This is a genomic window from Caballeronia insecticola (assembly GCF_000402035.1).
GTDB classification, from domain to species: Bacteria; Pseudomonadota; Gammaproteobacteria; order Burkholderiales; family Burkholderiaceae; genus Caballeronia; species Caballeronia insecticola.
Window position 1 is genome coordinate 1,989,169 of the sequence record NC_021287.1, and the last position, 24,078, is coordinate 2,013,246.

General features: G+C 63.2%; 23 protein-coding genes and 2 tRNA genes. 10 read left to right on the forward strand and 15 right to left on the reverse strand.

Annotation, left to right across the window (positions count from 1 at the left end; all coding sequences use genetic code 11):
- Positions 1–149: 149 nt before the first annotated feature.
- Positions 150–1,712, forward strand: a complete 1,563-nt coding sequence (locus BRPE64_RS09170; protein ID WP_016345811.1) for an acid phosphatase — start codon at positions 150–152, stop codon at positions 1,710–1,712.
- A gap of 96 nt (positions 1,713–1,808) precedes the next feature.
- Here the strand turns inward: BRPE64_RS09170 and BRPE64_RS09175 are convergent, their stop codons facing one another.
- Positions 1,809–2,510: a GntR family transcriptional regulator gene (locus tag BRPE64_RS09175; RefSeq protein WP_051180399.1), complete on the reverse strand. Its 702-nt coding sequence runs from the start codon at positions 2,508–2,510 to the stop codon at positions 1,809–1,811.
- Between the two features lie 185 nt (positions 2,511–2,695).
- Here BRPE64_RS09175 and BRPE64_RS09180 point away from each other — a divergent pair, with 185 nt between their 5' ends.
- Positions 2,696–3,904, forward strand: a complete 1,209-nt coding sequence (locus BRPE64_RS09180; protein ID WP_016345813.1) for an amidohydrolase family protein — start codon at positions 2,696–2,698, stop codon at positions 3,902–3,904.
- A complete protein-coding gene (locus BRPE64_RS09185) occupies positions 3,901–5,214 on the forward strand; it encodes a cyanate transporter (protein WP_016345814.1) in 1,314 nt (437 codons plus the stop codon). Before BRPE64_RS09180 ends, BRPE64_RS09185 begins: the two co-directional genes overlap by 4 nt.
- Here BRPE64_RS09185 and BRPE64_RS09190 read toward each other — a convergent pair.
- Positions 5,114–5,569 carry a response regulator gene (locus BRPE64_RS09190; RefSeq protein ID WP_044041445.1) on the reverse strand — a complete coding sequence of 152 codons (456 nt, stop codon included), beginning with the start codon at positions 5,567–5,569 and terminating at the stop codon, positions 5,114–5,116. The genes BRPE64_RS09185 and BRPE64_RS09190 overlap by 101 nt on opposite strands.
- Positions 5,570–6,471: 902 nt before the next feature.
- On the opposite strand from BRPE64_RS09190, the gene BRPE64_RS09195 reads away from it, so the two are divergent.
- Positions 6,472–7,257: a hypothetical protein gene (locus tag BRPE64_RS09195; RefSeq protein WP_016345816.1), complete on the forward strand. Its 786-nt coding sequence runs from the start codon at positions 6,472–6,474 to the stop codon at positions 7,255–7,257.
- Positions 7,258–7,350: 93 nt separating this feature from the next.
- On the opposite strand, the gene BRPE64_RS09200 is transcribed toward BRPE64_RS09195, so the two are convergent.
- Positions 7,351–7,427 (reverse strand) — tRNA-Arg (locus tag BRPE64_RS09200).
- Between the two features lie 91 nt (positions 7,428–7,518).
- Positions 7,519–8,349: an undecaprenyl-diphosphate phosphatase gene (locus BRPE64_RS09205; RefSeq protein WP_016345817.1), complete on the reverse strand. Its 831-nt coding sequence runs from the start codon at positions 8,347–8,349 to the stop codon at positions 7,519–7,521.
- Positions 8,350–8,917: 568 nt separating this feature from the next.
- On the opposite strand from BRPE64_RS09205, the gene BRPE64_RS09210 reads away from it, so the two are divergent.
- The 3 genes from BRPE64_RS09210 to BRPE64_RS09220 all read left to right on the forward strand — a co-directional run bounded on the left by BRPE64_RS09210 (position 8,918) and on the right by BRPE64_RS09220 (position 10,977).
- On the forward strand, positions 8,918–9,820 hold the full coding sequence (locus tag BRPE64_RS09210; RefSeq protein ID WP_016345819.1) for an aldose epimerase family protein: 903 nt from the start codon (positions 8,918–8,920) through the stop codon (positions 9,818–9,820).
- Positions 9,821–9,948: 128 nt separating this feature from the next.
- Positions 9,949–10,629, forward strand: a complete 681-nt coding sequence (locus tag BRPE64_RS09215) for a peptidoglycan DD-metalloendopeptidase family protein (RefSeq protein ID WP_044041448.1) — start codon at positions 9,949–9,951, stop codon at positions 10,627–10,629.
- A gap of 27 nt (positions 10,630–10,656) precedes the next feature.
- Positions 10,657–10,977, forward strand: coding sequence for a hypothetical protein (locus BRPE64_RS09220; RefSeq protein WP_051180332.1), 321 nt, complete (start codon positions 10,657–10,659; stop codon positions 10,975–10,977).
- A 26-nt stretch (positions 10,978–11,003) separates the two neighbouring features.
- Here the strand turns inward: BRPE64_RS09220 and BRPE64_RS33655 are convergent, their stop codons facing one another.
- The 3 genes from BRPE64_RS33655 to BRPE64_RS09230 form a co-directional block, all read right to left on the reverse strand.
- Entirely contained in the window at positions 11,004–11,156 is a 153-nt protein-coding gene (locus BRPE64_RS33655) for a hypothetical protein (protein WP_016345822.1), read from the reverse strand.
- A gap of 169 nt (positions 11,157–11,325) precedes the next feature.
- On the reverse strand, positions 11,326–11,505 hold the full coding sequence (locus tag BRPE64_RS09225) for a hypothetical protein (protein ID WP_016345823.1): 180 nt from the start codon (positions 11,503–11,505) through the stop codon (positions 11,326–11,328).
- A gap of 82 nt (positions 11,506–11,587) precedes the next feature.
- A tRNA-Pro gene (locus BRPE64_RS09230) sits at positions 11,588–11,664 on the reverse strand.
- Between the two features lie 143 nt (positions 11,665–11,807).
- On the opposite strand from BRPE64_RS09230, the gene BRPE64_RS09235 reads away from it, so the two are divergent.
- Positions 11,808–12,266, forward strand: coding sequence for a SixA phosphatase family protein (locus BRPE64_RS09235; protein WP_016345824.1), 459 nt, complete (start codon positions 11,808–11,810; stop codon positions 12,264–12,266).
- A gap of 139 nt (positions 12,267–12,405) precedes the next feature.
- Positions 12,406–13,230 (forward strand): GNAT family N-acetyltransferase, encoded by an 825-nt coding sequence (locus tag BRPE64_RS09240; RefSeq protein WP_016345825.1) that lies wholly within the window; start codon positions 12,406–12,408, stop codon positions 13,228–13,230.
- A 73-nt stretch (positions 13,231–13,303) separates the two neighbouring features.
- Here the strand turns inward: BRPE64_RS09240 and ppx are convergent, their stop codons facing one another.
- A complete protein-coding gene (gene ppx, locus BRPE64_RS09245; RefSeq protein ID WP_016345826.1) occupies positions 13,304–14,812 on the reverse strand; it encodes an exopolyphosphatase in 1,509 nt (502 codons plus the stop codon).
- A gap of 241 nt (positions 14,813–15,053) precedes the next feature.
- Between ppx and ppk1 the strand changes: the two genes are divergently transcribed.
- Positions 15,054–17,117: a polyphosphate kinase 1 gene (gene ppk1 / locus BRPE64_RS09250; RefSeq protein WP_016345827.1), complete on the forward strand. Its 2,064-nt coding sequence runs from the start codon at positions 15,054–15,056 to the stop codon at positions 17,115–17,117.
- A gap of 28 nt (positions 17,118–17,145) precedes the next feature.
- Here the strand turns inward: ppk1 and phoR are convergent, their stop codons facing one another.
- From phoR to pstS, 7 genes are all read right to left on the reverse strand, one after another.
- Positions 17,146–18,459 carry a phosphate regulon sensor histidine kinase PhoR gene (gene phoR / locus BRPE64_RS09255; RefSeq protein WP_016345828.1) on the reverse strand — a complete coding sequence of 438 codons (1,314 nt, stop codon included), beginning with the start codon at positions 18,457–18,459 and terminating at the stop codon, positions 17,146–17,148.
- Positions 18,460–18,502: 43 nt separating this feature from the next.
- On the reverse strand, positions 18,503–19,204 hold the full coding sequence (gene phoB, locus BRPE64_RS09260) for a phosphate regulon transcriptional regulator PhoB (protein ID WP_044041449.1): 702 nt from the start codon (positions 19,202–19,204) through the stop codon (positions 18,503–18,505).
- Between the two features lie 52 nt (positions 19,205–19,256).
- Positions 19,257–19,961: a phosphate signaling complex protein PhoU gene (gene phoU, locus BRPE64_RS09265; RefSeq protein ID WP_016345830.1), complete on the reverse strand. Its 705-nt coding sequence runs from the start codon at positions 19,959–19,961 to the stop codon at positions 19,257–19,259.
- Positions 19,962–19,999: 38 nt separating this feature from the next.
- Positions 20,000–20,875 (reverse strand): phosphate ABC transporter ATP-binding protein PstB, encoded by an 876-nt coding sequence (gene pstB, locus BRPE64_RS09270; protein ID WP_016345831.1) that lies wholly within the window; start codon positions 20,873–20,875, stop codon positions 20,000–20,002.
- A 15-nt stretch (positions 20,876–20,890) separates the two neighbouring features.
- Positions 20,891–21,778, reverse strand: coding sequence for a phosphate ABC transporter permease PstA (gene pstA / locus BRPE64_RS09275; protein WP_016345832.1), 888 nt, complete (start codon positions 21,776–21,778; stop codon positions 20,891–20,893).
- Positions 21,775–22,758, reverse strand: a complete 984-nt coding sequence (gene pstC / locus BRPE64_RS09280) for a phosphate ABC transporter permease PstC (RefSeq protein ID WP_016345833.1) — start codon at positions 22,756–22,758, stop codon at positions 21,775–21,777. Before pstC ends, pstA begins: the two co-directional genes overlap by 4 nt.
- A gap of 141 nt (positions 22,759–22,899) precedes the next feature.
- Positions 22,900–23,931 carry a phosphate ABC transporter substrate-binding protein PstS gene (gene pstS, locus BRPE64_RS09285; protein WP_016345834.1) on the reverse strand — a complete coding sequence of 344 codons (1,032 nt, stop codon included), beginning with the start codon at positions 23,929–23,931 and terminating at the stop codon, positions 22,900–22,902.
- Positions 23,932–24,078 lie beyond the last annotated feature (147 nt).

A 24,078-nucleotide genomic window follows, 5' to 3' on the forward strand; every position in this document is an offset into this window, starting at 1 on the left:
CAATTTATTCAGCGAACATTACGCATCCGAAAGCCTTATTACATGGCCGCGTCAAAGTGAATTGCCACACTGCGCACGCCGGCGGGCAAAGGCTTTTCGACGACGCAGCCCGAGTCATGCGCCGGTCCCCAACACAAGAGAGAATCTCAATGAACAAGAAACTCGTTTGCGCGGTGCCGCTCGCGGCGACTGTTGCATTCGGCCTCTACGCATGCGGCGGCGACGACCATCACGACAACGACATCTCTTCTGTGAAGAACGTCGTCGTGATTTATGCGGAAAACCGCAGCTTCGATAACCTGTACGGGCACTTCCCCGGCGCGAACGGCCTGCAGAACGTAACGGCCGCGAATGCGCAACAGCTCGACCGCGACGGCAGCGTGCTCGCGACGCTGCCGAAAATCTGGACCGGCCTGACGGCGACGGGTGTGACGCCCGCGATCACCGAGGCGATGACGGCGAACCTGCCGAACTCGCCGTTCGCGATCGACGATCCCAACGGCTTCAACACGCAGCTCAACGTCACGACGCGCGACCTGTATCACCGCTTCTACGAGAACCAGATGCAGATCGACGGCGGCAAGAACGACAAGTTCGCCGCGTGGGCCGACTCCGGCGGTCTCGTGATGGGTCACTACGACACGCCGCCGGACAAGCTGCCGCTCTACAAGATCGCGCAGCAATACACGCTCGCGGACAACTTCTTCATGAGCGCGTTCGGCGGCTCGTTCCTGAACCACCAATGGCTCGTCTGCGCGTGTACGCCGGTTTATCCGAACGCGAACACGAGCGTCGCGAAGGGCTCGATTTCGGCCGTGAATGCGGACGGCGTCTCGCTCACGGTGGCGTCGAATTCGCCGGCTTCGGCGTTGACGGGCATCCCGAAGTTCGTGAACTCGGGCAATCTCACGCCTGACTTCTACGCCGTCAACACGATGCAGCCGCCGTATCAGCCGAGCGGCAATCCGCCGGCGACAGGCGGCGACGCGACCCTCGCCGATCCGAGCGTGGCCACGACGCTGCCGCCGCAGACGCAGCAGCACATCGGCGACCTGCTGAACAACGCGGGCGTGACGTGGGCGTGGTACGGCGGCTCGTGGGGCGCGGCACTGGCCAACCGTTCGGTCATCAACGGTGCGACCAACGTGGCGCCGGATTTCCAGACGCATCATCAGCCGTTCAACTACTTCGCCGATCTCGCGCCGGGCACGGCCAATCGCGCGCAGCATCTGCTGGACGGCGGCACGAACGGCTCGGAGTTCATCAAGGCGATCGACGCGGGCACGCTGCCGCAAGTCTCGTTCTACAAGCCGCAGGGCAACCTGAACGAGCACGCCGGTTATACGGATGTCGCATCGGGCGATCAGCACATCGCCGACCTGATTTCCCATCTGCAGAACAGCCCGCAGTGGAAGAACATGGTCGTCGTCGTGACTTACGACGAAAACGGCGGCTTCTGGGATCACGTCGCGCCGCCGAAGGGCGACCGCTGGGGTCCGGGCACGCGCATTCCGGCGCTCATCATTTCGCCGTATGCGAAGAAGGGTTTCGTCGATCACACGCAATACGACACCACGTCGATCCTGCGTTTCATCACGAAGCGCTACAACCTGCCGACGCTGCCGGGCTTGGCCTCGCGTGACGCCGGTCTCGTCGCCAACGGCAACAAGGCGATGGGCGATCTGACCAACGCGCTCAACTTCAATCAATAAGCGTCGCGCGTTTCGAAGACGGTGAAATGAGACGGGCCGCGGTTTTCATGCCGCGGCCCGTTTTGCGTTCGGTTTGTACCTAGTTGCGACGACGCTTCACGCGCCCGCGAACAGCGTCGCGAGATCGCTCGTGCGCGCCCCGCTCGCCTGCGCGAGCACGCGCGCTTCGAGTTCGTCCAGATGGGAGCGCATGGTCGCGAGCGCAGTGTCGAGGTCGCCGGCTTCGAGTGCATCGACGAGACGGCCGTGTTCGTCGGATGCGCAGTTCGACAGCTTCGACGGATCGAACAACGCCTTATAAAGCTCCGTCTTCGCGACCAGCTTGGCGAGAAATGCCAGCACCTCCGGCGCGTTTGCCAGCTCCGCGAGCAGCACATGGAAGTGCCCCGCGAGGCGCACGCATTCCTCCACGCTGCCCGCCTTCACCGCACGCTGCTCGGCCTTGATATGCGCGCGCAGGACGCGCTTTGCCTGCGTCGTCAACGCGCCGCACTGTGCCGCGACGATGCCCGCCTCCACCACTTGCCGCGCGCGATAGACCTCGCGAATGTCCGCAACCGTCGGCGACGGCACGAATGCCCCGCGATTGGCCTCCAGCGTGAGCTTGCCTTCCGCCCCGAGGCGCGCCAGCACCTTGCGGATCGTGCCGCGCGTACAGTCGAAGGCGGCGGCGAGTTCACGCTCGACGAGTTGCGCGCCGGGCGCGAGCTTGCCGTGCAGAAGCGCCGAGGTGATCGCCGCGTAGACGCGTTCGTCGGGCGGGATGCCGGTGGTCAGAATGTCCTTGCTTGATGCCATGATGCCTGTCGTGCTTGCGTTGATCCGCATTGTAACGAGTGCATCCGCCGATGAGCCGATACGCCGTGTACGCGGCGGCGCAAATTCGGGTTCGAATTTGGGTTATCACGCCGCGCGTATTTGTGGTTGACCAAAAATTGCTAAAATGGTCAACCAAAAGTGCAAAAACAGGAGGGCCGGAGCGCATGAAAACATCGACATGGATCGTCAACGCACGACTGTTCGGAGGCGCGCCGGTGGATGTGCGCATCGCGGGCACGACCATCGACGCGATTCTGCCGCACGGCGAGCGCCAGCCCGCGCCGGGCGATAGCGTCATCGACGGCGCGCTCGGGCTGCTGCTGCCGGGCTTCGTCGAAGGACACACGCATCTCGACAAAACCACGTGGGGCATGCCGTGGTATCGCAACGCGGTGGGGCCGCGCCTGACCGATCGCATCGAGAACGAGCGGCGCTGGCGCGCGGCAAGCGGTCACGATGCCGCGCAGGCGTCGCGTGCGCTCGCGCTCGCTTTTCTGCGCGCGGGCACGACGCGCCTGCGCACGCACGTCGATATCGATTCCGATGCGGGCCTGCGCCATCTCGAAGGCGTCGCGTCCACACGCGCGGCGCTCGCCGATGTGCTGGATATGCAGATCGTCGCGTTCCCGCAATCGGGCGTCATGAAGCGGCCCGGCACGCGCGAGTTGCTCGACGCCGCGCTCGCCAATGGCACCAACGGCACCAATGGCGCCGATGTGCTCGGCGCGCTCGACCCCGCCGCCATCGACGGCGATCCGGCAGCCTCGCTCGACATCACGTTCGCGCTCGCGACGAAGCACGGCAAGCCCATCGACATTCATCTGCACGAGCCCGGCGAACTCGGCGCGTTCACCTTCGATCTGCTGCTCGATCGCGTCGAGGCGCACGGGTTCGCGGGGCACGTCGTCGTGAGCCACGCGTTCTGTCTCGGCGCGCTGCCGGATGCGCGGCGCGGCGCGCTGCTCGAACGCATCGCGCGGCTGAATGTTGCGTTGCTGACGACCGCGCCCGCATCGGTGAGCGTGCCGCCGTTTCGCGAGGCGCGCGCGGCGGGCGTCACGCTGTTCGGCGGCAACGACGGCATCCGCGATGCATGGACGCCCTTCGGTTCGCCCGACATGCTCGAACGCGCGATGCTCATCGCGATGCGCTACGACCTGCGCCGCGACGACGATCTCGCCACCGCGTTCGACTGCGTGTCGAGCGAAGCCGCGCGCGCCTGCGGTTTCGCGCAGTACGGGCTCGCGCCGGGCATGCGTGCGGACCTCGTGCTCGTCGAGGCGGAAACGGTCGCGCAGGCTGTCGCCATGCGGCCGCCGCGCCGCTTCGTGATGGCGAACGGCACGCCGATCGCCGCGGACTTCACGCGATGAAAGCGCGCGCATCGAAGCTCGTGTGGCTCGCGGTGATCGTCGCGATCGGGCTGAATCTGCGGCCGCTGCTCACGTCGATCAGCCCGCTCATGAGCGTGATCTTGTCCGCGACGGGGCTGTCGTTTCGCGGCGCGTCGTTGCTGACCGGGCTGCCCGTCGTCGCGATGGGCGTGTGCGCGTTCGGCGCGAGCGCGCTGTCGCGGTCGATCGGCGATGCGCGCGGCGTGGCGCTCGGGCTCATGGCGATCGTCGCGGCCTGCGCGGGCCGGCTGTTCGCGGGCGACGCGGCGACGCTCATCGCGAGCGCGGCGGTGGCGGGCACGGGCGTCGCCGTCATTCAGGCGCTGTTGCCGGGCGTCATGAAGACGCGCTTCGCCGCGCGCTTGCCGGTCGCGATGGGCCTCTATTCCGCATCGATCATGGCGGGCGGCGGGCTCGGCGCGAGCGTCACGCCGGGCGTGGCGGCGCGCGCGTCGTGGCAGGCGGGGCTCGCGTTCTGGGCGTTGCCCGCGCTCGTCGCGCTGGCCGTCTGGCTGATGTTGATGCGCGCCGATGCCTTGCCGCACGCGCCGTCCGCACGACGCGCGACGCCCGCGCCGTCGCTGTTCCTCAACCGCCGCGCGTGGTCGCTCGGCATCTTCTTCGGGCTGGTCAATGGCGGCTATACGAGTCTGGTCGCGTGGCTGCCGGCCTACTATCAGCAACTCGGCCGCAGCGTGAGCGACAGCGGCGCGCTGCTCGCGATGCTCACGGTTTTTCAGGCGGCGTCCGCGCTGCTGCTGCCGACGGCGGCGTCGCATTTTGGACGCGACAAGGATCGGCGTCCGTGGCTCGCGCTCGGTCTCGTCGCGCAACTGGGCGGCTTCGCGCTGCTGCTCGGCGCGCCGCTCGCTGCGCCCATCGCGGCGGTCGCGCTGCTCGGCGGCGGCCTGGGCGGCGTATTCGCGCTCACGCTCGTGCTGACGCTCGATCACGCCGACGATCACGCGCTCGCCGCGCGCCTCGTCGCCTTCGTGCAGGGCGTGGGATTTGTCATCGCGGCGGTGGCGCCGGTCGTTGCGGGCATCGTGCGCGACGTGAGCGGCGGCTTTTCGATGTCGTGGATGATGCTCGCTGCGAGCCTCGTCGCGATGATCGCGCTCAATGTCGCGTTCGCCCCGAAAACCTATGCGCGCGCGATGCGTCTGCGCCCCGCCGCGTCGGATGCGCTCAGCGGACCGCGTGGCACGCGAAAAATTCGTCGAGCAGATCGGTCATTTGCCACACGGGACACGGTCGGCGGCAGTGACCGTCGTAGCCGGCTTCCCTGAGCAGCGCGATCGGCTCTTCGGGCAGAAAGCCGCTCATCGCGATGATGAGGCGGCCCGCGTCGTCCTCCTCTTCGCGCAGTTCGCCAACCAGCGCGTAGTTGCCGCAGCCGGCGATGCGCGTGTCGAGGAATAGCACGTGCGGACGCCACTCGCCGATCAGGTTCCGGACCGAGGGCGCATCGACCGCGAGTTGTGCGGGAAAGCCCTTCAGTTCGAACAATGACGCGAGCGATGCACCGAGCACACGCTCCGGCAACGCGAGCAGCACGCGCCGCGCCTCGGGTTGCAGGCGCGCGCGCTTGCGGTTCCAGAGCGAGCATTGGGCCGGGCTGGTTTCGTATGCTCGATTGTTCAAGTCATCCCTCTTCCGACGATACGAACGCGCGCGGGGTCACCGCCGTGGCGCATCGCGCGCCACGATGGAGCACGGACGCACCGCAAACGGGCGGCACGCATGCGTGTACGAGATGGTTAATTTTTCCGATGCGTTGCGGGGCGCGGGATTGCGGGGAGCGGCCGCGCGGGGCGTCGGGGTGTGGTTGGAGGGAGGGGCAGGAAGCGGGCCAGGGGGATGGGAGTGGCGTGAAAGATCGATCGGTCGGGCGATTTTTTTGATTTGGCGTACTGATCGTTGGCTTCCGCCGGTTTGCCTTTTCGACGCAATCCGGCACAGCCTTGGGAAAGGACCGGGATTTACGCGAAAAACATATCTGCCCCGTTCTACACGACTCGAACGTATGAACTACGCATCGTCTGTCGTCTGACTCAGAGCGTTTGTGCAGCGTCTTAATCACCACGCCCAAAGAGCGAGGCCCGCCAAGCACGTGTGCAGCTTGAGCTTACCCGCCCCATGTCTTCAGCCTCTCCCGCCACGCCAGCATCTGCTCTTTGTCATCGGCGGCAACGATACAAGCGAGTTTAGGAATCTTCGTCTCGACTCGTGAACAAGCCAGTTGTTAGCCTACATTCAGACATTCGCAATCAAGCGAATCGTCGTTGAGGAGCACAACATGCAAAAGTTCAAGAAGATTCTGCGCGGCATCGTCATGGCGGCGCTCTTCATTGCCCCGTTGGCTGCATCCACCGGAGCCTCCGCGTCGGTCATAGGCTGGTGGTACAAGTAAGCGATGAGGGCCGTGTCCCAGGGGTGCGGCCCTTAAGCCACCCTGCGTTTCGTCGACTTCTCCCGCCGCGCTCCGTCTCTTCCAAGGCCACTTGCGCCGCATGCCTGCATAGGCACTGGAAAACCTCAGCAATATGAAATTCGTTCAAATAGCTGCATTGTCGATACTCATTATCCTTCTGTCCTCGACCGCTCATTCGGCATCAATCACCGCGGTTCCGAGCAATCTCTCGTTCGATAAAAATTACTATAAGAAATACATTGACGCGAGTGGCATTCCGATCGTCGCCGCTGCCGAGGTCGACGATCAGGCAATCCTCAAGATGCAGTACATCGTGAATACGATGATGAAAAAAGATGCGTCGACCCGACAGGCAATGGTGCGAAATGTTAAAGGCGTTCTCATCATCCCCAAGTCCAAGGGAATGACTACGCTTCCGGAATATGTCAACCTCGACAAAACAAATCCTATTTTGGGTTCCACCTGGAACGAGAGAGCGCAAGGCGTAGGTTGGACACCGGCTCTGCCCTATGTGAGTTGCAGCGAAGCAAACCTGATGCACGCCGGCTACCCGCTCGACAGATACCCTGACGAGTCAATCTGCATTCACGAGTTCGCACATACCGTCTTCGATGCGGGCATTGTCTATCGTGACTCAGGGGCGAGCAGTCGCCTGAGCAGTCTTTTCGCTGCTGCAAAGGCAAACGGTTACCAGCAAGATTCCTACGCGGCTTCGGACCGTAACGAGTATTGGGCTGAGAGCGTCCAGGCCTGGTTCAATGCCGCGACGTGCAGCAACCGGGCGACAACGACGGTCTGTACGATCAACCAACTTTACGATACCGACCGGAATCTTTGGAATGAGATCGGCCATTGGTTCTTCGCACCGTATGAACTGACACAAGCTATGTATCCGTAAAGCATGAATGTGCCTGCACAGTGCCAATACGAGCCGCGCAAAGCAAAAAGCCCAGTCAAATGACCGGGCTTAACTCAACGCGAAGAAACCATCTGGCCCGCCCTACACGACTCGAACGTGTGACCTACGGCTTAGAAGGCCGTTGCTCTATCCAGCTGAGCTAAGGGCGGATGACCGGAGCGCGGCGAATGCAGTTGCAAAACCGCCGATCTGAAGAGACCGCGATTTTACCTCATCCGCCGCGCCGCGCGACCGTGTTCGTCACAGCGGCTGCGGATGCATCATGAACCAGCCGAAGAAGAAAATGCCTGCGATCACGCAATACACGCCGAACGCTGCGAGCTTGCCGTGACCTTCGAAATAGCGCATCAGGAAACGCACGCTCAGATACGCCGCGATGCCCGTCAGCACGCCGCCCAGCACCGCATCGAACAATTGTCCGGGTGCGTGAAACAGCTTCGGCAGTTCGAGCACGCCCGCCGCGAAGATGATCGGCGTGCCGAGCAGAAACGAAAACTCGGCCGCCGCCTCCGCCGTGAGTCCCGCGCCGACGCCCGCGATCATCGTCAGGCCGCTGCGCGAAAAGCCCGGAATCAGCGCGCCGATCTGCGCAAGCCCCACCAGAAACGCCTGCTTGAACGTGAGCTTGTCGGGCGCCTGCATCGCGCGATTCTTTTGCAGGCGATCGCCGAACCACAGCAGCACGCCGTTGACGATCAACGCCGCCGCCACGATCCGCAGATCGTGAAAGAGCGCCTCGAGCCGCTTTTCCAGCAACAAGCCGACGATACCCGTCGGAATCGTGCCGATGATGAGCGCCCACATCATGTGACCGTCGTCGTTACGGCGGCCGCCGAGCGACGCGAAGAAGCCGCGGATCAACGCGATCCAGCGCTCACGGAAATACCAGAGCAGCGCGATGGCGGTGCCAAGATGCAGCGCGACGAGAAACGGCAGCAATTGCGGCGCGTGCTTGTCGATGTGCATGCCGATCAGGCCGGGAACGAGCAAGGTATGGCCAAGACTGCTGACCGGAAAAAGTTCGGTCACGCCCTGGAGCACGCTCAGAAATACGAGAAACCACAGAGTCACGCGTCGGTCCTTTTTAAGGATGGGAAGGACGCGCCGTGAAATTCCTCCCGCGCGTCGCGCAAAGCCGGGCGAGGCGATCGGGGAAGATGAGCCGGGAAGGAAAGAGAGTACGGCGCGCAAACGGGACCGATTATGCCGGTCGCTAAATCGAGCGCCAAGCGTTAACCATTCCCAAATTGCACCGACAGTTAATCGTCGGCTGAACGATTGTTATAGAAAGTTGCAATTGGGCATTTCGAAAGAAATCGCGTGCACATTGCGTGCACGCCCTATAGCGAGCTCAAAGACGGCGAATACCGCTCAGCCCTTCAGCTTGAAGAGAAAAATTGCCGTGCTCGCGCCGAAGAGGCCGAACATCGCGACGCCCATTGCCATCGCCAGATCCATGATCGCTCCTTGTCCGTCTGATTCCTAACATAGGGACGTATAACAACATATCGCATGACTTTTGCTCACTCGCAATTTCCCGCAAAGGGTTTTTCCGTAGAAAATTTCAGGCAGAATTCTCGGGTTGCAAGCCGCGCCAGTCCCGCGCGGCTTCGGTCATTCAACGGAGCGCACGGCCATCATGTCAGCGGAAACAGACGTCATCGAAATCGAGCGCGACGGCGCCGCGATCCTGCTCGCGCCGCACGCGGGCGGCCGGCTCATGACCTGGCGCGTCGGCGGCGAGCCGGTCATCCGCTGGCCCGACGCGCCCGACTGGTCCAATCCCGCAAAAATCCGCGGCGGCAATCCGCTGCTCTTTCCGTTCCTCGGGCGCCATTTTGTCGACGGCGAAATCGGCCGATGGCGCGACCCCGACGGCACCGTGCACGCGCTGCCGACGCACGGCTTCGCGCGCGATCTGCCGTTTTCCTGCACGCGCGACGCCGACGGCCACGGCCTGCGCATGACCCTCGTCGACAGCGACGCCACCCGCGACGGCTATCCGTTCGCGTTTCGCTTCGAGGCGGCCTACCGCATCGTCGATGCGCACACGCTCGAAGTCGAACTCACGACGTCGAATCCGGGCGAGGTCGCGCTGCCCTACTACGCCGGGCATCACTTCTACTTTCATCTGCCGCACGGCCAGCGCGGCGAGAGCAGCGTCGAGCTGCCGCGCACCGAGCGACGTCGCCAGTTGCCCGACGGCTCGATCAGCGAGGCCGAGCCCGGTTTGCCGCGTTATTCGCTGGCGGATAACAGCATCGTCGATACGTTTCATTGCCTCACGCGACAGTCGGACGAGCCGGTGCTGCTGAATTTGCCGGGACTCGGCCGCACCGTCAGCTTCGAACTCCAGCAGCCCGATTCGGTGCCCTGGTACGCAGTCACGACGTGGACCGAATCCGACACGTCCGACTTTTATTGCGTCGAGCCCTGGATCGGTCTGCCCGACGCCATCCACAACGGTCGCGGGCTGCGCTGGCTCGCGCCCGGCAAGACGGAAACGGCGTCGCTCAGGCTCGTCGTCACGCCTGCCGGATAAGGCGCGCGGCGCTCGTTCGGGGCGCCTTTCTGTCCGGGGAAACCCGAGACGGTAAAATTCTGACTTTCGATTGATCCGCCGCGCGGCCAGATGCCTGCTCCGCGTGGCGACGCTTTGCGAGGTCAGGTTTGCATAAAGGAATTCGACGGTTCGTCTGCGCATCGCTTATTGCGGTGCTGGCTGCATGTGGCTCTGGCCCGGTCGCACCGGGCTTCTACCGCGTGGAGCGCGGCGACACCGTAGGTAAGATCGCGCGCGACAACCGCACCACGGTGGCGAATATCAAGCGCTGGAATACGCTCGCGAATCCCGATGCCATCGAGGTCGGGCAAGTGCTGCGCGTCACCCCGCCGGCCGGCAGCGCGACGGCGACGGAATCGTCGGGTGCGGCAAGCGCCGGTTCATCCCGGAGCGATGCCAGCGCGCAAGCCAAGGCCGGGCCGGGCGTGTCGCTCGTCTGGCCGGCGCAGGGCAGCGTGATCCGCAGCTTCGACGGCAAGAACTCGAAGGGCATCGACATCGCCAACGCGGCGGGCACGCCCGTCGTCGCCGCTGCAACCGGCAATGTCGTTTATGCGGGCAATGGCCTGCGCGGCTACGGCAACATGCTGATCGTCAAGCACGACGACGATTATCTGACCGCCTACGCGCACAACCGCGTGCTGCTGGTGAAGGAAGGCCAGACGGTGCAGCAGGGCCAGAAAATCGCCGAAATGGGCGATACCGACAGCGATCGCACAATGCTGCATTTCGAAGTGCGTTACATGGGCCGCTCGGCGGACCCGGCGCGCTATCTGCCGCCGCGCTGAAGCCGGCGGACGTTACAGGGAAGATTGATGAGATTGACGAAGAGGATGAACACGGCCGCGATCGGCGCGGCGCTGGTTCTGGCGGGCTCGCTCGCCGGATGCGCACAGACCACGACGATGACCTACCTGCCCTCCGGCGACACGGGTTTCGCGATCAACTGCAGCGGCAGCGACGCGAGCACGACGTGGGCGGCCTGTTACAAGCAGGCGGGCGAAACCTGTGGGGCTTACGGCTACGACGTGGTGTCGAAGGATGCCGACAACGGCGCGACGGCCGGCGGCTCGGTGGGCGGCATTTTCGGGGCGAACATCAAAAACCGCTCGATGGTGATCCGCTGCAAGCAATGACGCCTGGCGGGCGTCTCCCCGTCTTGTCAGCCGTCTTGCGCGCTCGTCATGTGCGAGTCGCGATGTTTGTCGCCCGGCGCACGCCAGTGGCCGGAGAGCGGATCGATATGCGCCGCAAACGCAATGAGCGATGCAAAAGCAAGCGGCGCGACGGCGGCGAATACCCAGAAAAGATTCATAGCGATACAACTTGAAACAATTTGCTAGATGATATATCCGATGCAAATATTTCGCTCAAATGACTTTTCTGAATTGTGCGACGGGTAACCCTTTCCGATCCCGCTTCGTTTGATACCACACGCTCGCCACATTGCGTGGCGCGCGCGGATTGTCGATCCGTCTACGATTTCACTTCGGCTGCGCCGGCTGCGTCGGCTCGTCGATCATCGATGGCGGGGTCATGTCGGTCGGCACGCCCTTGTAGTCCGGCGGGTCTTGCGGCGGATGCTTCTGAGCGGAAGAATCGGCGCAAGCGGTGAGGCCGAGCGCGAACGCGGCACAGAGGATGGTGAGAACGATACGCGGCATAAAGCTCCCGGTTAGCGTCAAATTCGGACAGACGAATGACAAAGGGGTTACAAGCCGAAACTTGTAACCCCTTCGTGTATGGTGGTCGGAGCGAAAGGATTCGAACCTTCGACCCTCTGATCCCAAATCAGATGCGCTACCAGGCTGCGCTACGCTCCGCCGAGCCGCGAATTGTAGCGTGCCTGATGCGCGCCCGCAACGTCTGATGCGCAGTCATCGACACAGGGATCTCAGGCACACAACTTTCTGTCCGAAGCAGGCGCCCGCGATCCTCGACGGGCCCCCATCACCGGAGACGATCGATGAACCTCATTCTCTGGCGTCACGCCGAAGCGGAAGACCAGGCGTCGAGCGATCTCGCGCGCCAGCTCACGCCGCGCGGACGCAAGCAGGCGCAAGGCATCGCCAAATGGCTGCGCGCGCGCATCGGCGACGACGCCCTCTTTCTCGCCAGTCCCGCCACGCGCACGATCCAGACCGCCGAAGCCTTCGGCGACCGCTATCGCGTAGTCAATGCGCTCGCGCCCGGCAACGGCGCCCAAGCCGTGCTCGATGCCGCCGGCTGGCCGGATGGCATCGGCGAGACGGTGGTTGTGATCGGGCATCAGCCGACGCTCGGGCACGTCGCCGCGCTTTTGATGACCGGCCGCGAATCCGACTGGTCGATCAGGAAGTCGGGCATCTGGTGGTTCCAGACGCGCACGCGCGGCAGCGACGGCCAGACCGTGCTGCGCGCGGTCGTCAATCCCGACTTGCTGTGAGCGCGTTTTTGAAGGCGTAGGCGCGTGTGCAGCGTGATGTCGATTCATCGAAACGTCATTGCGATGCCATGCGAGCGTCATCGCGCATTACTACATTGGCGAGGACTTAGCCACAGCCACGTCCTGTCGAGGAACGCCAATGCAAGAACTGCCGACGCCTTTCCTGCAATCCGGAGCGTCATCGCTCTCGCTCGATTCGCGCCGCCATCTTCCGCGTACGTCCGAAACCGTCGCGGGCCGCGAGCGCCTGCAAGTCTCGTGGGCACGCGACGACGACGCCCTGCGCGACGCCCAGCGCCTGCGCTATCGCGTGTTCTACGAAGAAATGGGCGCGCGTCTGTCCGGCCCCGCCGGGCTCGACGTCGATGCCTTCGATGCCTACTGCGATCACCTCCTCGTGCGCGATCTCGACACGCTGCAAGTGGTCGGCACGTATCGCGTGCTGCCGCCGCATCAGGCCGCGCGTATCGGCCGCCTGTATGCGGAGAGCGAGTTTGACGTGTCGCGCCTCACGCATCTGCGCCCGAAGCTCGTCGAAGTGGGCCGCTCGTGCGTGCATCCCGACTATCGCAACGGCGCGGTGATCATGTCGCTGTGGGGCGGACTCGCGGCCTACATGATGCAAAACGGCTACGAGACGATGCTCGGTTGCGCGAGCGTCGGCATGATCGACGGCGGCCACTACGCGGCGAATCTCTATTGCTCCCTGCCCGCCGATGCGCTCACGGCGCCCGAATACCGCGCGTTCGCGCACACGCCGCTGCCGGTCGAGGAACTGCGCACGGGCGTGATCGCGAGCCCGCCGCCGCTCGTGAAGGGCTATCTGCGTCTCGGTGCGAAGATTTGCGGCGCGCCGGCGTGGGATCCCGACTTCAACACGGCCGATTTCCTCACGCTCTTCCGCCTGAGCGACATCAACGCGCGCTACGCACGTCATTTCATCGGCGACATGCAGAGCCGTTGAGTCGAAGCGGCGCGTCTGCATAAAGACAGGCCCCGTCGCGCGGGGCCTTTGTCATGGTGGCTCTGTGGTGCGATTAGTCCGTATACACCACGCGATACGGCCTGCCGATCTTCTCCCACTCCATCGCTTCCTGCACGAGGCTGTAGTCGGTGAGCGGATTGTTCGTCACCCAGTCGTTGGGCAGGCGCACGTCGAAGCCGCCGTTCGCCGCGCTCACCTCGATACCCGGCAGCCCGACGTCCGTGCGCCTGCGCGACAGCAACGCCGCGAGCCGCAGGCAGAACAAGAGCGTCCAGTCGATGTCGCGCGCCTGCGCCAGCTTGCCGAGCTTGCCGGCGTGTCCGAGCACGAGCGTCGCGAGCCGTGCCTGATCGGTGCGCGAGAAGCCGGGCATGTCGGCGTTGCTGGCGATATACGCGGAGTGCTTGTGATAGGCGCTGTGCGCGATCGACAAGCCGATCTCGTGCAGCGACGCCGCCCACGCGAGGAACATGCGATTCTCTTCGCGCACGTCCTCGTCCGCTTCGCCCAGTTGATCGTAGAAGCTGATCGCCAGCTCGCCGATGCGATCCGCCTGCGCGGCATCGACGCCATAACGGCGCTTGAAGCCCTCCACCGTCACCGTGCGCATGTCCTGATGCTGCGAGCGCCCGAGCAGGTCGTAGAGCACGCCGAGACGCAGGGCGGCGTCGGTGGTGTCCGCGTAATCGATGCCCAGTTCCTCGAACACGCCGAGCATGATCGACAGTCCGCCCGCCAGCACCGGCACGCGGTCGGGCTTGAGCGCGACGAGCTTCAGCCGGTTGATGTTCTCCGCCTTGATGAGCGCGCGCTTGAGCCGCTCCAGCCCGCCGCGCGAAATGCCGTGCGTGATGCCGGGATCGTTGAAATCGTTCGCTTCGATGAGTTCCGCAAGCGCCCGCGCCGTGCCCGACGAGCCGATCGCCTGGTCCCAGCCCGTCTGCTTGTATTCGCGCGAGATGATCTGGATTTCGCGCTTGGCGGCGAGTTCGGCCTGACGCATCGTGTATTCGTCGACGTTGCCGGCGGGGAAAAACTGGCGGCTGTGGCTCACGCAGCCGATATAGAGACTTTCCATGTGGATCGGCGTGTAATGCGAGCCGATGATGAATTCCGTCGAGCCGCCGCCGATATCCACGACGAGCCGTTTGCCCGCGATCGCCGGCACCGAATGCGCCGCGCCCGCGTAAATGAGCCGCGCTTCTTCCCTACCGGCGATGACTTCGATCGGAAAACCGAGCGCCTCTTGCGCTTCGGCGAGGAAATCGGGCGCGTTCTTGGCGACGCGCAAGGTATTGGTGGCGACCGCGCGCACCTGATCGGGATGAAAGTCGCGCAGACGCTCGCCGAAGCGTTTCAGCGCGTCCCAGCCGCGCACCTGCGATGCGCGGTCGAGCATCTTGTCCTTCGACAGCCCTCCGCCGAGCCTGACAGGTTCGCGCAAGGCATCGACCTGATAGATCTGGCTGCCCGCGGGCGTTTCCTCGACCCGGCCGACGATCAGCCGGAAACTGTTCGATCCGAGGTCGACCGCAGCGAGTAGATGGGGATGTGTGACCATCGGAGATCCCGAAATCGTGAAGTGGAGAGGGCTCTGTCACAGCGGCGCTGTTGCAGCGCACGAATTCTATTCTATGCCTTGGCGGCAGGCAGCCGTTCGCCACCGCGCGTTTGCGCTAGCGACGCTATCCGCATTGTGAGTAGAATTTGTGAAAATCGTTCTGTCATAAAAAATACATCATACTGTGAGAGCATCCGAGAGTTCCCTTGCCCATCTGATCGAGACACCTTCGCTACCTCCGATGTCCATCCGCTATCCGCTATTCAATCGCGAACTGGGCATACTAGGTTTCAACGAGCGCGTTCTCGCGCAAGCCGCCGACACGACGGTTCCCTTGTTGGAACGCCTGCGTTTCATCTGCATCACCAGCAGCAATCTCGACGAATTCTTCGAAGTCCGTATGGCGGGCCTGCAGGAGCAGATGCGCGACAACCCCGGCTCGCTGTCGCCGGACGGCATGTCGCTGCAACACGTCTACGATCTCGTCTCCGAACGCGCACAGCGCCTCGTGCGCCAGCAATACGCGATGCTGCACGACATCGTGTTGCCCGCGCTCGAAATGGAAGGCATCTATTTTCACGGCGCGGAAAGCTGGACCGAGCAGCAGACCGCCTGGGCGCGCGATTATTTCCGCAGCGAACTTCTGCCGGTGCTCACGCCGATCGGCCTCGATCCCGCGCACCCTTTTCCGCGCGTGCTCAACAAGAGCCTGAACTTCGTCGTCGAACTGGAAGGCACGGACGCTTTCGGCCGTCAGGCGATGATGGGCATCGTGCAGGCGCCGCGCGCGCTGCCGCGCCTCGTGCGCATGCCCGAGGCGTTGTCGGGTTATCCGCACGGCTTCGTGCTGCTGAGTTCGTTCATGCAGCACTTCGTGAATGATCTGTTTCCGCATCTCGTCGTGCGCGGCTGCAATCAGTTTCGGATCACGCGCAACAGCGAACTCTTCGTCGATGAAGACGAAATCACCAATCTGCGCGTCGCGCTGCAGGGCGAATTGCCGGCGCGGCATCTGGGCAACGCGGTGCGTCTGGAAGTGTCGGCGGAAACGCCGCCGCATCTCGTGCGGCGTCTGCTCGACGAAGGCCAGTTGAGCGAGCGCGATCTGTATCGCGTGAACGGGCCGGTGAATCTCGTGCGCCTCATGCAGTTGCCCGAAATGGTGGACCGCCCGGACCTCAAGTTCGTGCCGCACATTCCGTCCGTGCCGAAGGCGATCGCCAACACGTCGAATCTTTTCGATGCGATCGATCAGGGCGATATCCTGCTGCATCATCCGTACGAAAGTTTTCAGCCGGTGCTCGAACTGCTGCTGCAGGCGGCGAAGGATCCGCAGGTCGTCGCGATCAAACAGACGATCTATCGCACCGGCACCGATTCGCCGCTGATGGACGCGCTCATGCAGGCCGCGCGCAACGGCAAGGAAGTGACGGTGGTCGTCGAATTGCTCGCGCGCTTCGACGAGGAAACGAACATCAACTGGGCGTCGCAGCTCGAAGCCGTGGGCGCGCATGTGGTGTACGGCGTGGTCGGCCACAAGTGCCACGCGAAGATGATGTTGATCGTGCGGCGCGTGTCGCAAGGCGGCAAGCTCGTGCTGAAGCGTTACGCGCATCTCGGCACGGGCAATTATCATCCGCGCACGGCGCGTCTTTATACCGACTTCGGCCTGATGACGTCCGATCAGGAAATGTGCGAGGACGTGCATCATGTCTTCCAGCAGCTGACGGGCATCGGCGGCGAGATTGCGCTGCATCAGCTATGGCAATCGCCGTTCACGCTGCATGCAAAGCTCATCGACGCCATCCGTGCCGAAGCCGAGCATGCGCGCGCGGGACGGCGGGCGCGCATCGTCGCGAAGATGAATGCGTTGCTCGAACCCACGGTGATCGCCGCGCTCTATGAAGCGTCGCATGCGGGCGTGAAGATCGATCTGATCGTGCGCGGCGTGTGTTCGCTCAAGCCCGGCGTGGAGGATCTGTCGGAGAACATCACGGTGCGTTCGATCGTCGGGCGCTTTCTCGAACATCATCGCATCTTCTATTTTTATGCGAACGGACGGGAAGACGTGTTTCTGTCGAGCGCCGACTGGATGGATCGCAACTTCTTCCGCCGCGTGGAAGTGGCCTTCCCGATTCGCGACCGGCGCCTGAAGCGGCGCGTGATCGCCGAAGGCCTGTCGGTGTGTCTCGGCGACAATCAGGCCGCCTGGGTCATGCAAAGCGATGGACACTATCGCAAGCGTCGTCCCGGCAAATCTATTCGCAACTCGCAACTGGGGCTGCTCGCGAAGTTCTGCTCCTGAATCTGCGTGTGCTTTGAAGCGCGCCGCATCACGCGGCGAGCGACTTCCTTATCGCCGTGCGCGATGCGGGAAACTGCACGATGAACGTGCTCCCCCGCCCCACTTCGCTCTTCACGTCGAGTTCCGCATTGTGCCGTTGCAGCACATGCTTGACGATGGCAAGGCCCAGCCCCGTTCCGCCCGTATCGCGCGAGCGGCTGCGATCCACCCGATAGAAGCGCTCGGTCAGCCGCGGAATATGCTCGGCCGGAATGCCCAGGCCGCTGTCGCGCACCGTGAACACCGCGCGATCCTTCACGCGCTGCCATGCCACGTCGATCGCGCCGCCGTCCGGCGTATAGCGCACCGCGTTCGTGACGAGATTGCCGAGCGCGCTCATCACTTCGGTTTCCGCACCCGCGATAGTCAGCGCATCGTCGCTATGAAACGTGATTCGATGCCGCCCGTTCGAGAGATTGTTCGCATCGTCTTCCAGATGGCGGATCACCGCGCGCATGTCGAGCAGTTCGTCGCCGGGCGGACGCATGTCGCCTTCGAGATTGGCGAGCACGAGCAGATCGCGCACGATGTTCTGCATGCGCGAGGCCTGCTGTTCCATCATGTCGAGATAGCGCATGCGGTCGGCTTCGTCGAGCGGCAATTCGCGCATCGTCTCCAGAAAGCCGGAGAGCACCGTGAGCGGCGTCTTCAGTTCATGCGAGACGTTGGCGACGAAATCGCGCCGCATCGAATCCGTGCGCTCGAGTTCGGTGATGTCCTGCGTGAGAATGAGCTTGCGGTTGTCGCCATACGGAAACACCTGCACCGACACCGTGTATTTGCGATTCGTGCCCATGCCGCGCATCACGAGCATCTCTTCGTAATGATGTGCGTTCAGATAGCGGACGAAATCCGGCTGACGCACGAGATGCGTGATGTGCTGCCGCAGGTCGCGCTTGGCATCGAGTCCAAAGTGCTTCTCGGCGATCGCGTTGCACCACTCGATCTGGTCGTGATCGTCGAGCATCGCGACGCCGTTGGGCGACGCCTGAATCGCCTGAATAAAGCGCGCATGTTGTTGCTCGACCTGACGCACCTGCGCGTGCCAGCGCTTGGCGAGCTTGTGCAGGCGGTAATAGATCTCGCCCCAGATGCCGAGCGCGCTCGGCACTTCGCCATAGACCGGCGCGTCGAGCAGACGCCACAGGCGTTGGGTGTGATACGTGACGAAGAAAGCCTGCACGACGAGCATGAGCACCGCGAACGCGAGCGCGACGCGCACGCCGGCAAATGCGCCGATCGCAACGCCGAGCGCGGCGAGCAGCGCGAGGGACACGATGGCACGCGTCCAGATGATGTTCATGTTGGCGGTAAGACTGAGTGTCGTTGATGCGGCGAGCCCGGATTCACGCGCTCTTCGCCAGCCGGTAACCGCTGCCGCGTACCGTTTCGATCATAGCATCGCAGCCCGCGGGCTTGAGCGCGGCACGCAGACGTTTGATGTGCACATCGACCGTACGCTCCTCGACGAACACGTGATCTCCCCACACCTGATCCAGCAATTGCGTGCGGCTATGCACGCGTTCCGGATGCGTCATGAAGAAGTGCAGCAGGCGGAACTCCGTCGGGCCGAGATCGAGCTTGATGTCGTTGCCCGAATGGCTCGCCGCCACGCGATGCGTCGCCGGGTCGAGGCGCAGGCCGTTGATCGCGACCACGTCCTCCGTCAGTTGCGGCGCGCGGCGGCGCAGGACCGCCTTGATGCGCGCCATCAGTTCCTTCGGCGAGAACGGCTTGGTGACGTAGTCGTCCGCGCCGATCTCAAGACCGAGCACCTTGTCCTGCTCGTCGCCGCGAGCGGTGAGCATGATGATCGGAATGTGCTTCGTGCGCTCGTTGTTGCGCAGATCGCGCGCGAACGCGATGCCCGATTTGCCCGGCAGCATCCAGTCGAGCAGCACGAGATCTGGCAACACGTCGCTGATCAGGTTCTGCGCCTGTTCCGCGTTATACGCACGAATGGGGCAATGTCCCGCATGCTGGAGATTCACCGAGATCAGTTCGGAGATCGCGGGTTCGTCTTCGACGACGAGGATACTGCTGGGCATCGGCACCTCTTGACCTTTTGCTTGAAGTGAAACGTTGTGCGGGCGGCGCGGATCAGCTCAACGCTTCGCGCTCGAGCTGGTCGCGCGAGATATGCCGCACGTCCGTGCCCTTGACGATGTAGATGATGAACTCCGCGATGTTCTTCGCATGATCGCCGATGCGCTCCACCGCCTTCGCGATGAACAGATAATCGAGGCCCGCGGAAATGGTGCGCGGGTCTTCCATCATGTACGTGACGAGCTTGCGCACGAAGGCGCGGAATTCGTCGTCGATGGCTTTGTCGTCGCGCACGATCTGCGCGGCGGCCACCGTGTCGAGACGCGCGAAGGCGTCGAGCGCGCGGCGCAGGATCGACACCGCCATCTCGCCCGAGAGCTTGATTTCGGCGATATTCACCGTGCGGCCCGCGCCGTCTTCGTTGATGCGCTTCACGCGCTTGGCGATCTTCTCGGCTTCGTCGCCGGCGCGCTCGAGATTCGTGATGGTCTTCGAAATTGCCATGAGCAGGCGCAGATCGCGCGCAGCCGGCTGACGGCGCGCGATGATGTTGCTGCACTCTTCGTCGATCTCGACTTCCATCATGTTCAGGCGCGTTTCCGCCGCGATCACCTGATCCGCGATACCGATGTCGAATTCGTTCAGCGCCTGCATGGCGTTGATGATCTGCGACTCGACGAGACCACCCATTTCCAGCACTTTCGACGACACCGCGTTGAGGTCGGCGTCGAACTGGCTCGAGAGATGTTTATCGGACATATGTGCTCCTTAAGCCTTGATGTTTGACCCGGCTGCCATCAGCCAAAGCGGCCCGTAATGTAGTCTTCCGTTTCCTTGCGGGCGGGCTTGATGAAGATCTTTTCGGTGTCGCCGAACTCGATCAATTCACCGAGGTACATATAGGCAGTGTAGTCCGAACAACGCGCCGCCTGCTGCATGTTGTGCGTGACGATCACGACCGTGTAGTCGCTCTTCAGTTCGGCGATCAGCTCTTCGATACGGCCCGTCGAAATCGGGTCGAGCGCGGAGCACGGCTCGTCGAGCAACAGCACTTCGGGGCGGATCGCGATGCCGCGCGCGATGCACAGACGCTGCTGCTGACCGCCCGACAGACCGTAGCCGCTCTGCTGCAGCTTGTCCTTCACTTCGGTCCAGAGCGCCGCTTTCGTGAGCGCCCATTCGACGCGGTCGTCCATCTCCGAGCGCGAGAGCTGTTCGAACATCTTCACGCCGAACGCGATGTTGTCGTAGATCGACATCGGGAACGGCGTCGGCTTCTGGAACACCATGCCCACGCGGGCGCGCAGCAGCGAGATGTCTTTCGTCGTGTCGAGCAGATTCGCGCCGTCCATCAGGATTTCGCCTTCGGCGCGCTGCTCCGGATAGAGCGCGTACATCTTGTTGAACGTGCGCAGCAGCGTGGACTTGCCGCATCCCGACGGTCCGATGAAAGCCGTGACCTTCTTCTCGGGAATGCGCAGGTTGATGTTCTTCAGCGCGTGATACTTGTTGTAGAAGAAGTTGAGGTTCTTCACCTCGATCTTCGGCTTGATCGAATCCGCCGGCTGCGAGCCGTGCGTCGGGCGCACGCTGCCCGGCGCGGGACCGCGCTCGACCGGCGCCGCTTCGACCTTCGAATTCAGGTGGTTGACACCACTTTCGACCATATTCATGGAATCACTCCGCCCTTATTTCTTCGAGAAGATCGCACGCGCCAGGATATTCAGACCCAGCACGCCGAGCGTAATCAGGAACACACCGGCCCACGCGAGCGATTGCCACTGCGGGAACGGACTCATCGCGAACTTGTAGATCGTCACTGGCAGATTGGCCACCGGCTGATTCATGTCCCACGAGAAAAACTGGTTCGACAGCGCCGTGAACAACAGCGGGGCGGTTTCGCCCGCGATACGCGCGACCGCCAGCAGCACGCCCGTGACGATGCCGCCGATCGACGCCTTGAGCGTGATCGACATCACCATCTTCCACTTCGGCGTGCCGAGCGCGAACGCCGCTTCGCGCAGCGCGTTGGGCACGAGCTTCAGCATGTTCTCGGTCGTGCGGATCACGATCGGAATCTGCAGCAGCGCGAGCGCGATCACGCCCGCCCAGCCCGAGAAGCGCCCGACTTTCGCGACGACCAGCGCATACACGAACAGACCGACGACAATCGACGGCGCCGACAACAGAATGTCGTTGATGAAGCGCGTCACGTTCGCGAGCCAGCGCTTCTGGCCGTATTCGGCGAGATAGACGCCCGCGAGAATGCCGAGCGGCGTGCCGACACACGTGGCGAGCACGACGAGCATCAGACTGCCGACGATCGCGTTGGCGAGACCGCCGCCATCGGTGTTCGGCGGCGGCGTGGATTGCGTGAACAGATCGATCGACAGTCCGCCGATGCCGAGCTTCAACGTCGTGAAAAGAATCCAGACGAGCCACAGAAGGCCGAAGGCCATTGCAGCGAGCGAAAGCGTCAGCGCGACTGCATTGGTGCCGCGGCGGCGGCGCTGCAGCTTGACGCGCGTGGCTTCGACGCGGGCGTCGTCCTGATTGAACGTGGCGGGACGGCTCATTTCCGGCCCTCCCCGCGTTCCATGCGCAAGAGCATCAGCTTCGAGAGCGCGAGCACGAAGAACGTGATCACAAAGAGAATCAGGCCGAGTTCCATGAGCGCCGAGGTATGCAGGCCCGGACTCGCTTCGGCGAATTCGTTGGCGAGCGCCGAGGTAATGCTGTTGCCGGGTGAGAACAGCGACACGTTGTCGAGCAGATTCGTATTACCGATCACGAATGTGACCGCCATCGTCTCGCCGAGCGCGCGGCCCAGGCCCAGCATGACGCCGCCGATCACACCGGCGCGCGTATAGGGCAGCACGATCTTCCACATCACTTCCCAAGTCGTGCAGCCGATGCCGTATGCCGATTCCTTCAGCAGCACCGGCGTGACTTCGAACACGTCGCGCATCACGGAGGCGATATACGGAATGATCATGATCGCGAGAATCACGCCCGCGCACAGAATGCCGATGCCGATCGGCGCGCCCCGGAAGAACATGCCGATGAGGGGCGAGTCGCCGAGCAGATGGCCGAGCGGCTTCTCGAAGTATTGCGCGAAGATCGGCGCGAACACGAGCAGGCCCCACATGCCGTAGACGATCGACGGAATCGCCGCGAGCAGTTCGATCGCGACGCCAAGCGGCCGGCGCAGCCACGCGGGCGACAACTCCGTCAGAAAGAGCGCGATGCCGAAGCTCACCGGCACCGCGATGATGAGCGCGATGAGCGACGTCGCAACCGTGCCGTAGATCGGCACGAGGGCGCCGAAGCTCTCGCTGGGTGGATCCCACTCGGCGCGCCAGAGAAACGAAAGACCGAACTTCTGGATGGTCGGCATCGACGCGATGAGCAGCGAAACGATGATGCCGCCCAGGAGCAGCAGCGTCACGATGGCCGCAAGCCGGGTGATGCCGCCGAAAATGATGTCGCCGAGACGGCTCGGCGCGCGCTGCGTATGCGCCGCCGGCGGTGCCGACGCTAAATTGATGTCCGACATGGGAGCCTTGGTTTCGCTACGTGTCAGACCGCGCGGCAGGCCTTCGGGCCCGGCGCGCGGCTTTCTTTGCTGCTGACTGTCCGCGCGTGAAGCAGCACGCCTCACGCAGCTTAGGACAGTTTCAAACGATGCGTACTGCGCTTACTCCGCGACCGGCTTGCCCGACGCGTCCTTCACCTTCGCCTTCCATTGCGTCTTGATCTCGGCAACGACCGAATCCGGCAGCGTGATGTAGTCGAGATCGTTGGCGGCCTGACTGCCGTTCTTGAACGCCCAGTCGAAGAACTTCAGCGTTTCCGTGCCTTGGGCGGCCTTGTCCTGCGTCGCGTGCAGCAGCACGAAGGTCGCGCCGACGATCGGCCATGCGTTCTGGCCCGACTCGTTCGTGAGGATCTGGTAGAACGACTTCGACCAGTCCGCGCCCGCAGCCGCCGCCTTGAACGTCTCCGTCTTCGGCTCGACGACCGTGCCCGCTGCATTCTTCAGGCCGACGTAGGTCATCTTGTTCTGCTTCGCGTACGCCCATTCCACATAGCCGATCGCGCCCGGCAGACGCTGCACGAATGCCGCGACGCCGTCGTTGCCCTTGCCGCCCGTGCCCGTCGGCCAGTTGACGGTCGAGCCTTCGCCGACCTTCGACTTCCAATCCGGGTTCACCTTCGACAGATAGTTCGTCCAGATGAAGCTCGTGCCCGAGCCGTCGGCGCGGCGCACGACCGCGATGTCCGTATCCGGCAGCTTGACCTTCGGATTGAGCGCGGCGATCGCCGGGTCGTTCCACTTCTTGATCTTGCCGAGGTAGATATCGCCGAGCACCTGGCCCGACAGCGTCACTTCGCCGGCCTTCACGCCCGGCACGTTGATCACCGGCACCACGCCGCCGACCACCGTCGGGAACTGGAACAGGCCGTCCTTCGAGAGTTCGTCATCTTTCAGCGGCGCGTCGGAGCCTGCGAAATCCACCGTCTTCGCGATGATCTGCTTGATGCCGCCCGATGAACCGATGCCTTGATAGTTGACCTTGCCGCCGCCGGTTTTCTGGTAGGCGTCAGCCCATTTGGTATAGATCGGAGCTGCGAAGGTGCTGCCCGCGCCGGTAATATCGGCTGCTTGCGCGGAGATGGCGAACAGAGCGCCAATTACGCCAGCCAGCGCGGTTTGCATCAATTTCATGAGACCTCCAGGGTAGTGAGCGTGTGAGACGACACCGCGAAATATAGGAGGAGTCTGTGACAGTCATATGACATACCGTGAAGCAGACGTGTCATTCTGCTTACGCGCTGAAAGTTTGATCACACGCGCTCGGTCAAGCGCGTCGTG

Coding starts and splice junctions, on each gene's coding strand:
- BRPE64_RS09170 (WP_016345811.1), top strand. CDS start 150: ATGAACAAGAAACTCGTTTGCGCGGTGCCGCTCGCGGCGACTGTTGCA.
- BRPE64_RS09175 (WP_051180399.1), bottom strand. CDS start 2,510: ATGGCATCAAGCAAGGACATTCTGACCACCGGCATCCCGCCCGACGAA.
- BRPE64_RS09180 (WP_016345813.1), top strand. CDS start 2,696: ATGAAAACATCGACATGGATCGTCAACGCACGACTGTTCGGAGGCGCG.
- BRPE64_RS09185 (WP_016345814.1), top strand. CDS start 3,901: ATGAAAGCGCGCGCATCGAAGCTCGTGTGGCTCGCGGTGATCGTCGCG.
- BRPE64_RS09195 (WP_016345816.1), top strand. CDS start 6,472: ATGAAATTCGTTCAAATAGCTGCATTGTCGATACTCATTATCCTTCTG.
- BRPE64_RS09210 (WP_016345819.1), top strand. CDS start 8,918: ATGTCAGCGGAAACAGACGTCATCGAAATCGAGCGCGACGGCGCCGCG.
- BRPE64_RS09220 (WP_051180332.1), top strand. CDS start 10,657: ATGAGATTGACGAAGAGGATGAACACGGCCGCGATCGGCGCGGCGCTG.
- BRPE64_RS33655 (WP_016345822.1), bottom strand. CDS start 11,156: ATGAATCTTTTCTGGGTATTCGCCGCCGTCGCGCCGCTTGCTTTTGCA.
- BRPE64_RS09225 (WP_016345823.1), bottom strand. CDS start 11,505: ATGCCGCGTATCGTTCTCACCATCCTCTGTGCCGCGTTCGCGCTCGGC.
- BRPE64_RS09235 (WP_016345824.1), top strand. CDS start 11,808: ATGAACCTCATTCTCTGGCGTCACGCCGAAGCGGAAGACCAGGCGTCG.
- BRPE64_RS09240 (WP_016345825.1), top strand. CDS start 12,406: ATGCAAGAACTGCCGACGCCTTTCCTGCAATCCGGAGCGTCATCGCTC.
- ppx (WP_016345826.1), bottom strand. CDS start 14,812: ATGGTCACACATCCCCATCTACTCGCTGCGGTCGACCTCGGATCGAAC.
- ppk1 (WP_016345827.1), top strand. CDS start 15,054: ATGTCCATCCGCTATCCGCTATTCAATCGCGAACTGGGCATACTAGGT.
- phoR (WP_016345828.1), bottom strand. CDS start 18,459: ATGAACATCATCTGGACGCGTGCCATCGTGTCCCTCGCGCTGCTCGCC.
- phoB (WP_044041449.1), bottom strand. CDS start 19,204: ATGCCCAGCAGTATCCTCGTCGTCGAAGACGAACCCGCGATCTCCGAA.
- phoU (WP_016345830.1), bottom strand. CDS start 19,961: ATGTCCGATAAACATCTCTCGAGCCAGTTCGACGCCGACCTCAACGCG.
- pstB (WP_016345831.1), bottom strand. CDS start 20,875: ATGAATATGGTCGAAAGTGGTGTCAACCACCTGAATTCGAAGGTCGAA.
- pstA (WP_016345832.1), bottom strand. CDS start 21,778: ATGAGCCGTCCCGCCACGTTCAATCAGGACGACGCCCGCGTCGAAGCC.
- pstC (WP_016345833.1), bottom strand. CDS start 22,758: ATGTCGGACATCAATTTAGCGTCGGCACCGCCGGCGGCGCATACGCAG.
- pstS (WP_016345834.1), bottom strand. CDS start 23,931: ATGAAATTGATGCAAACCGCGCTGGCTGGCGTAATTGGCGCTCTGTTC.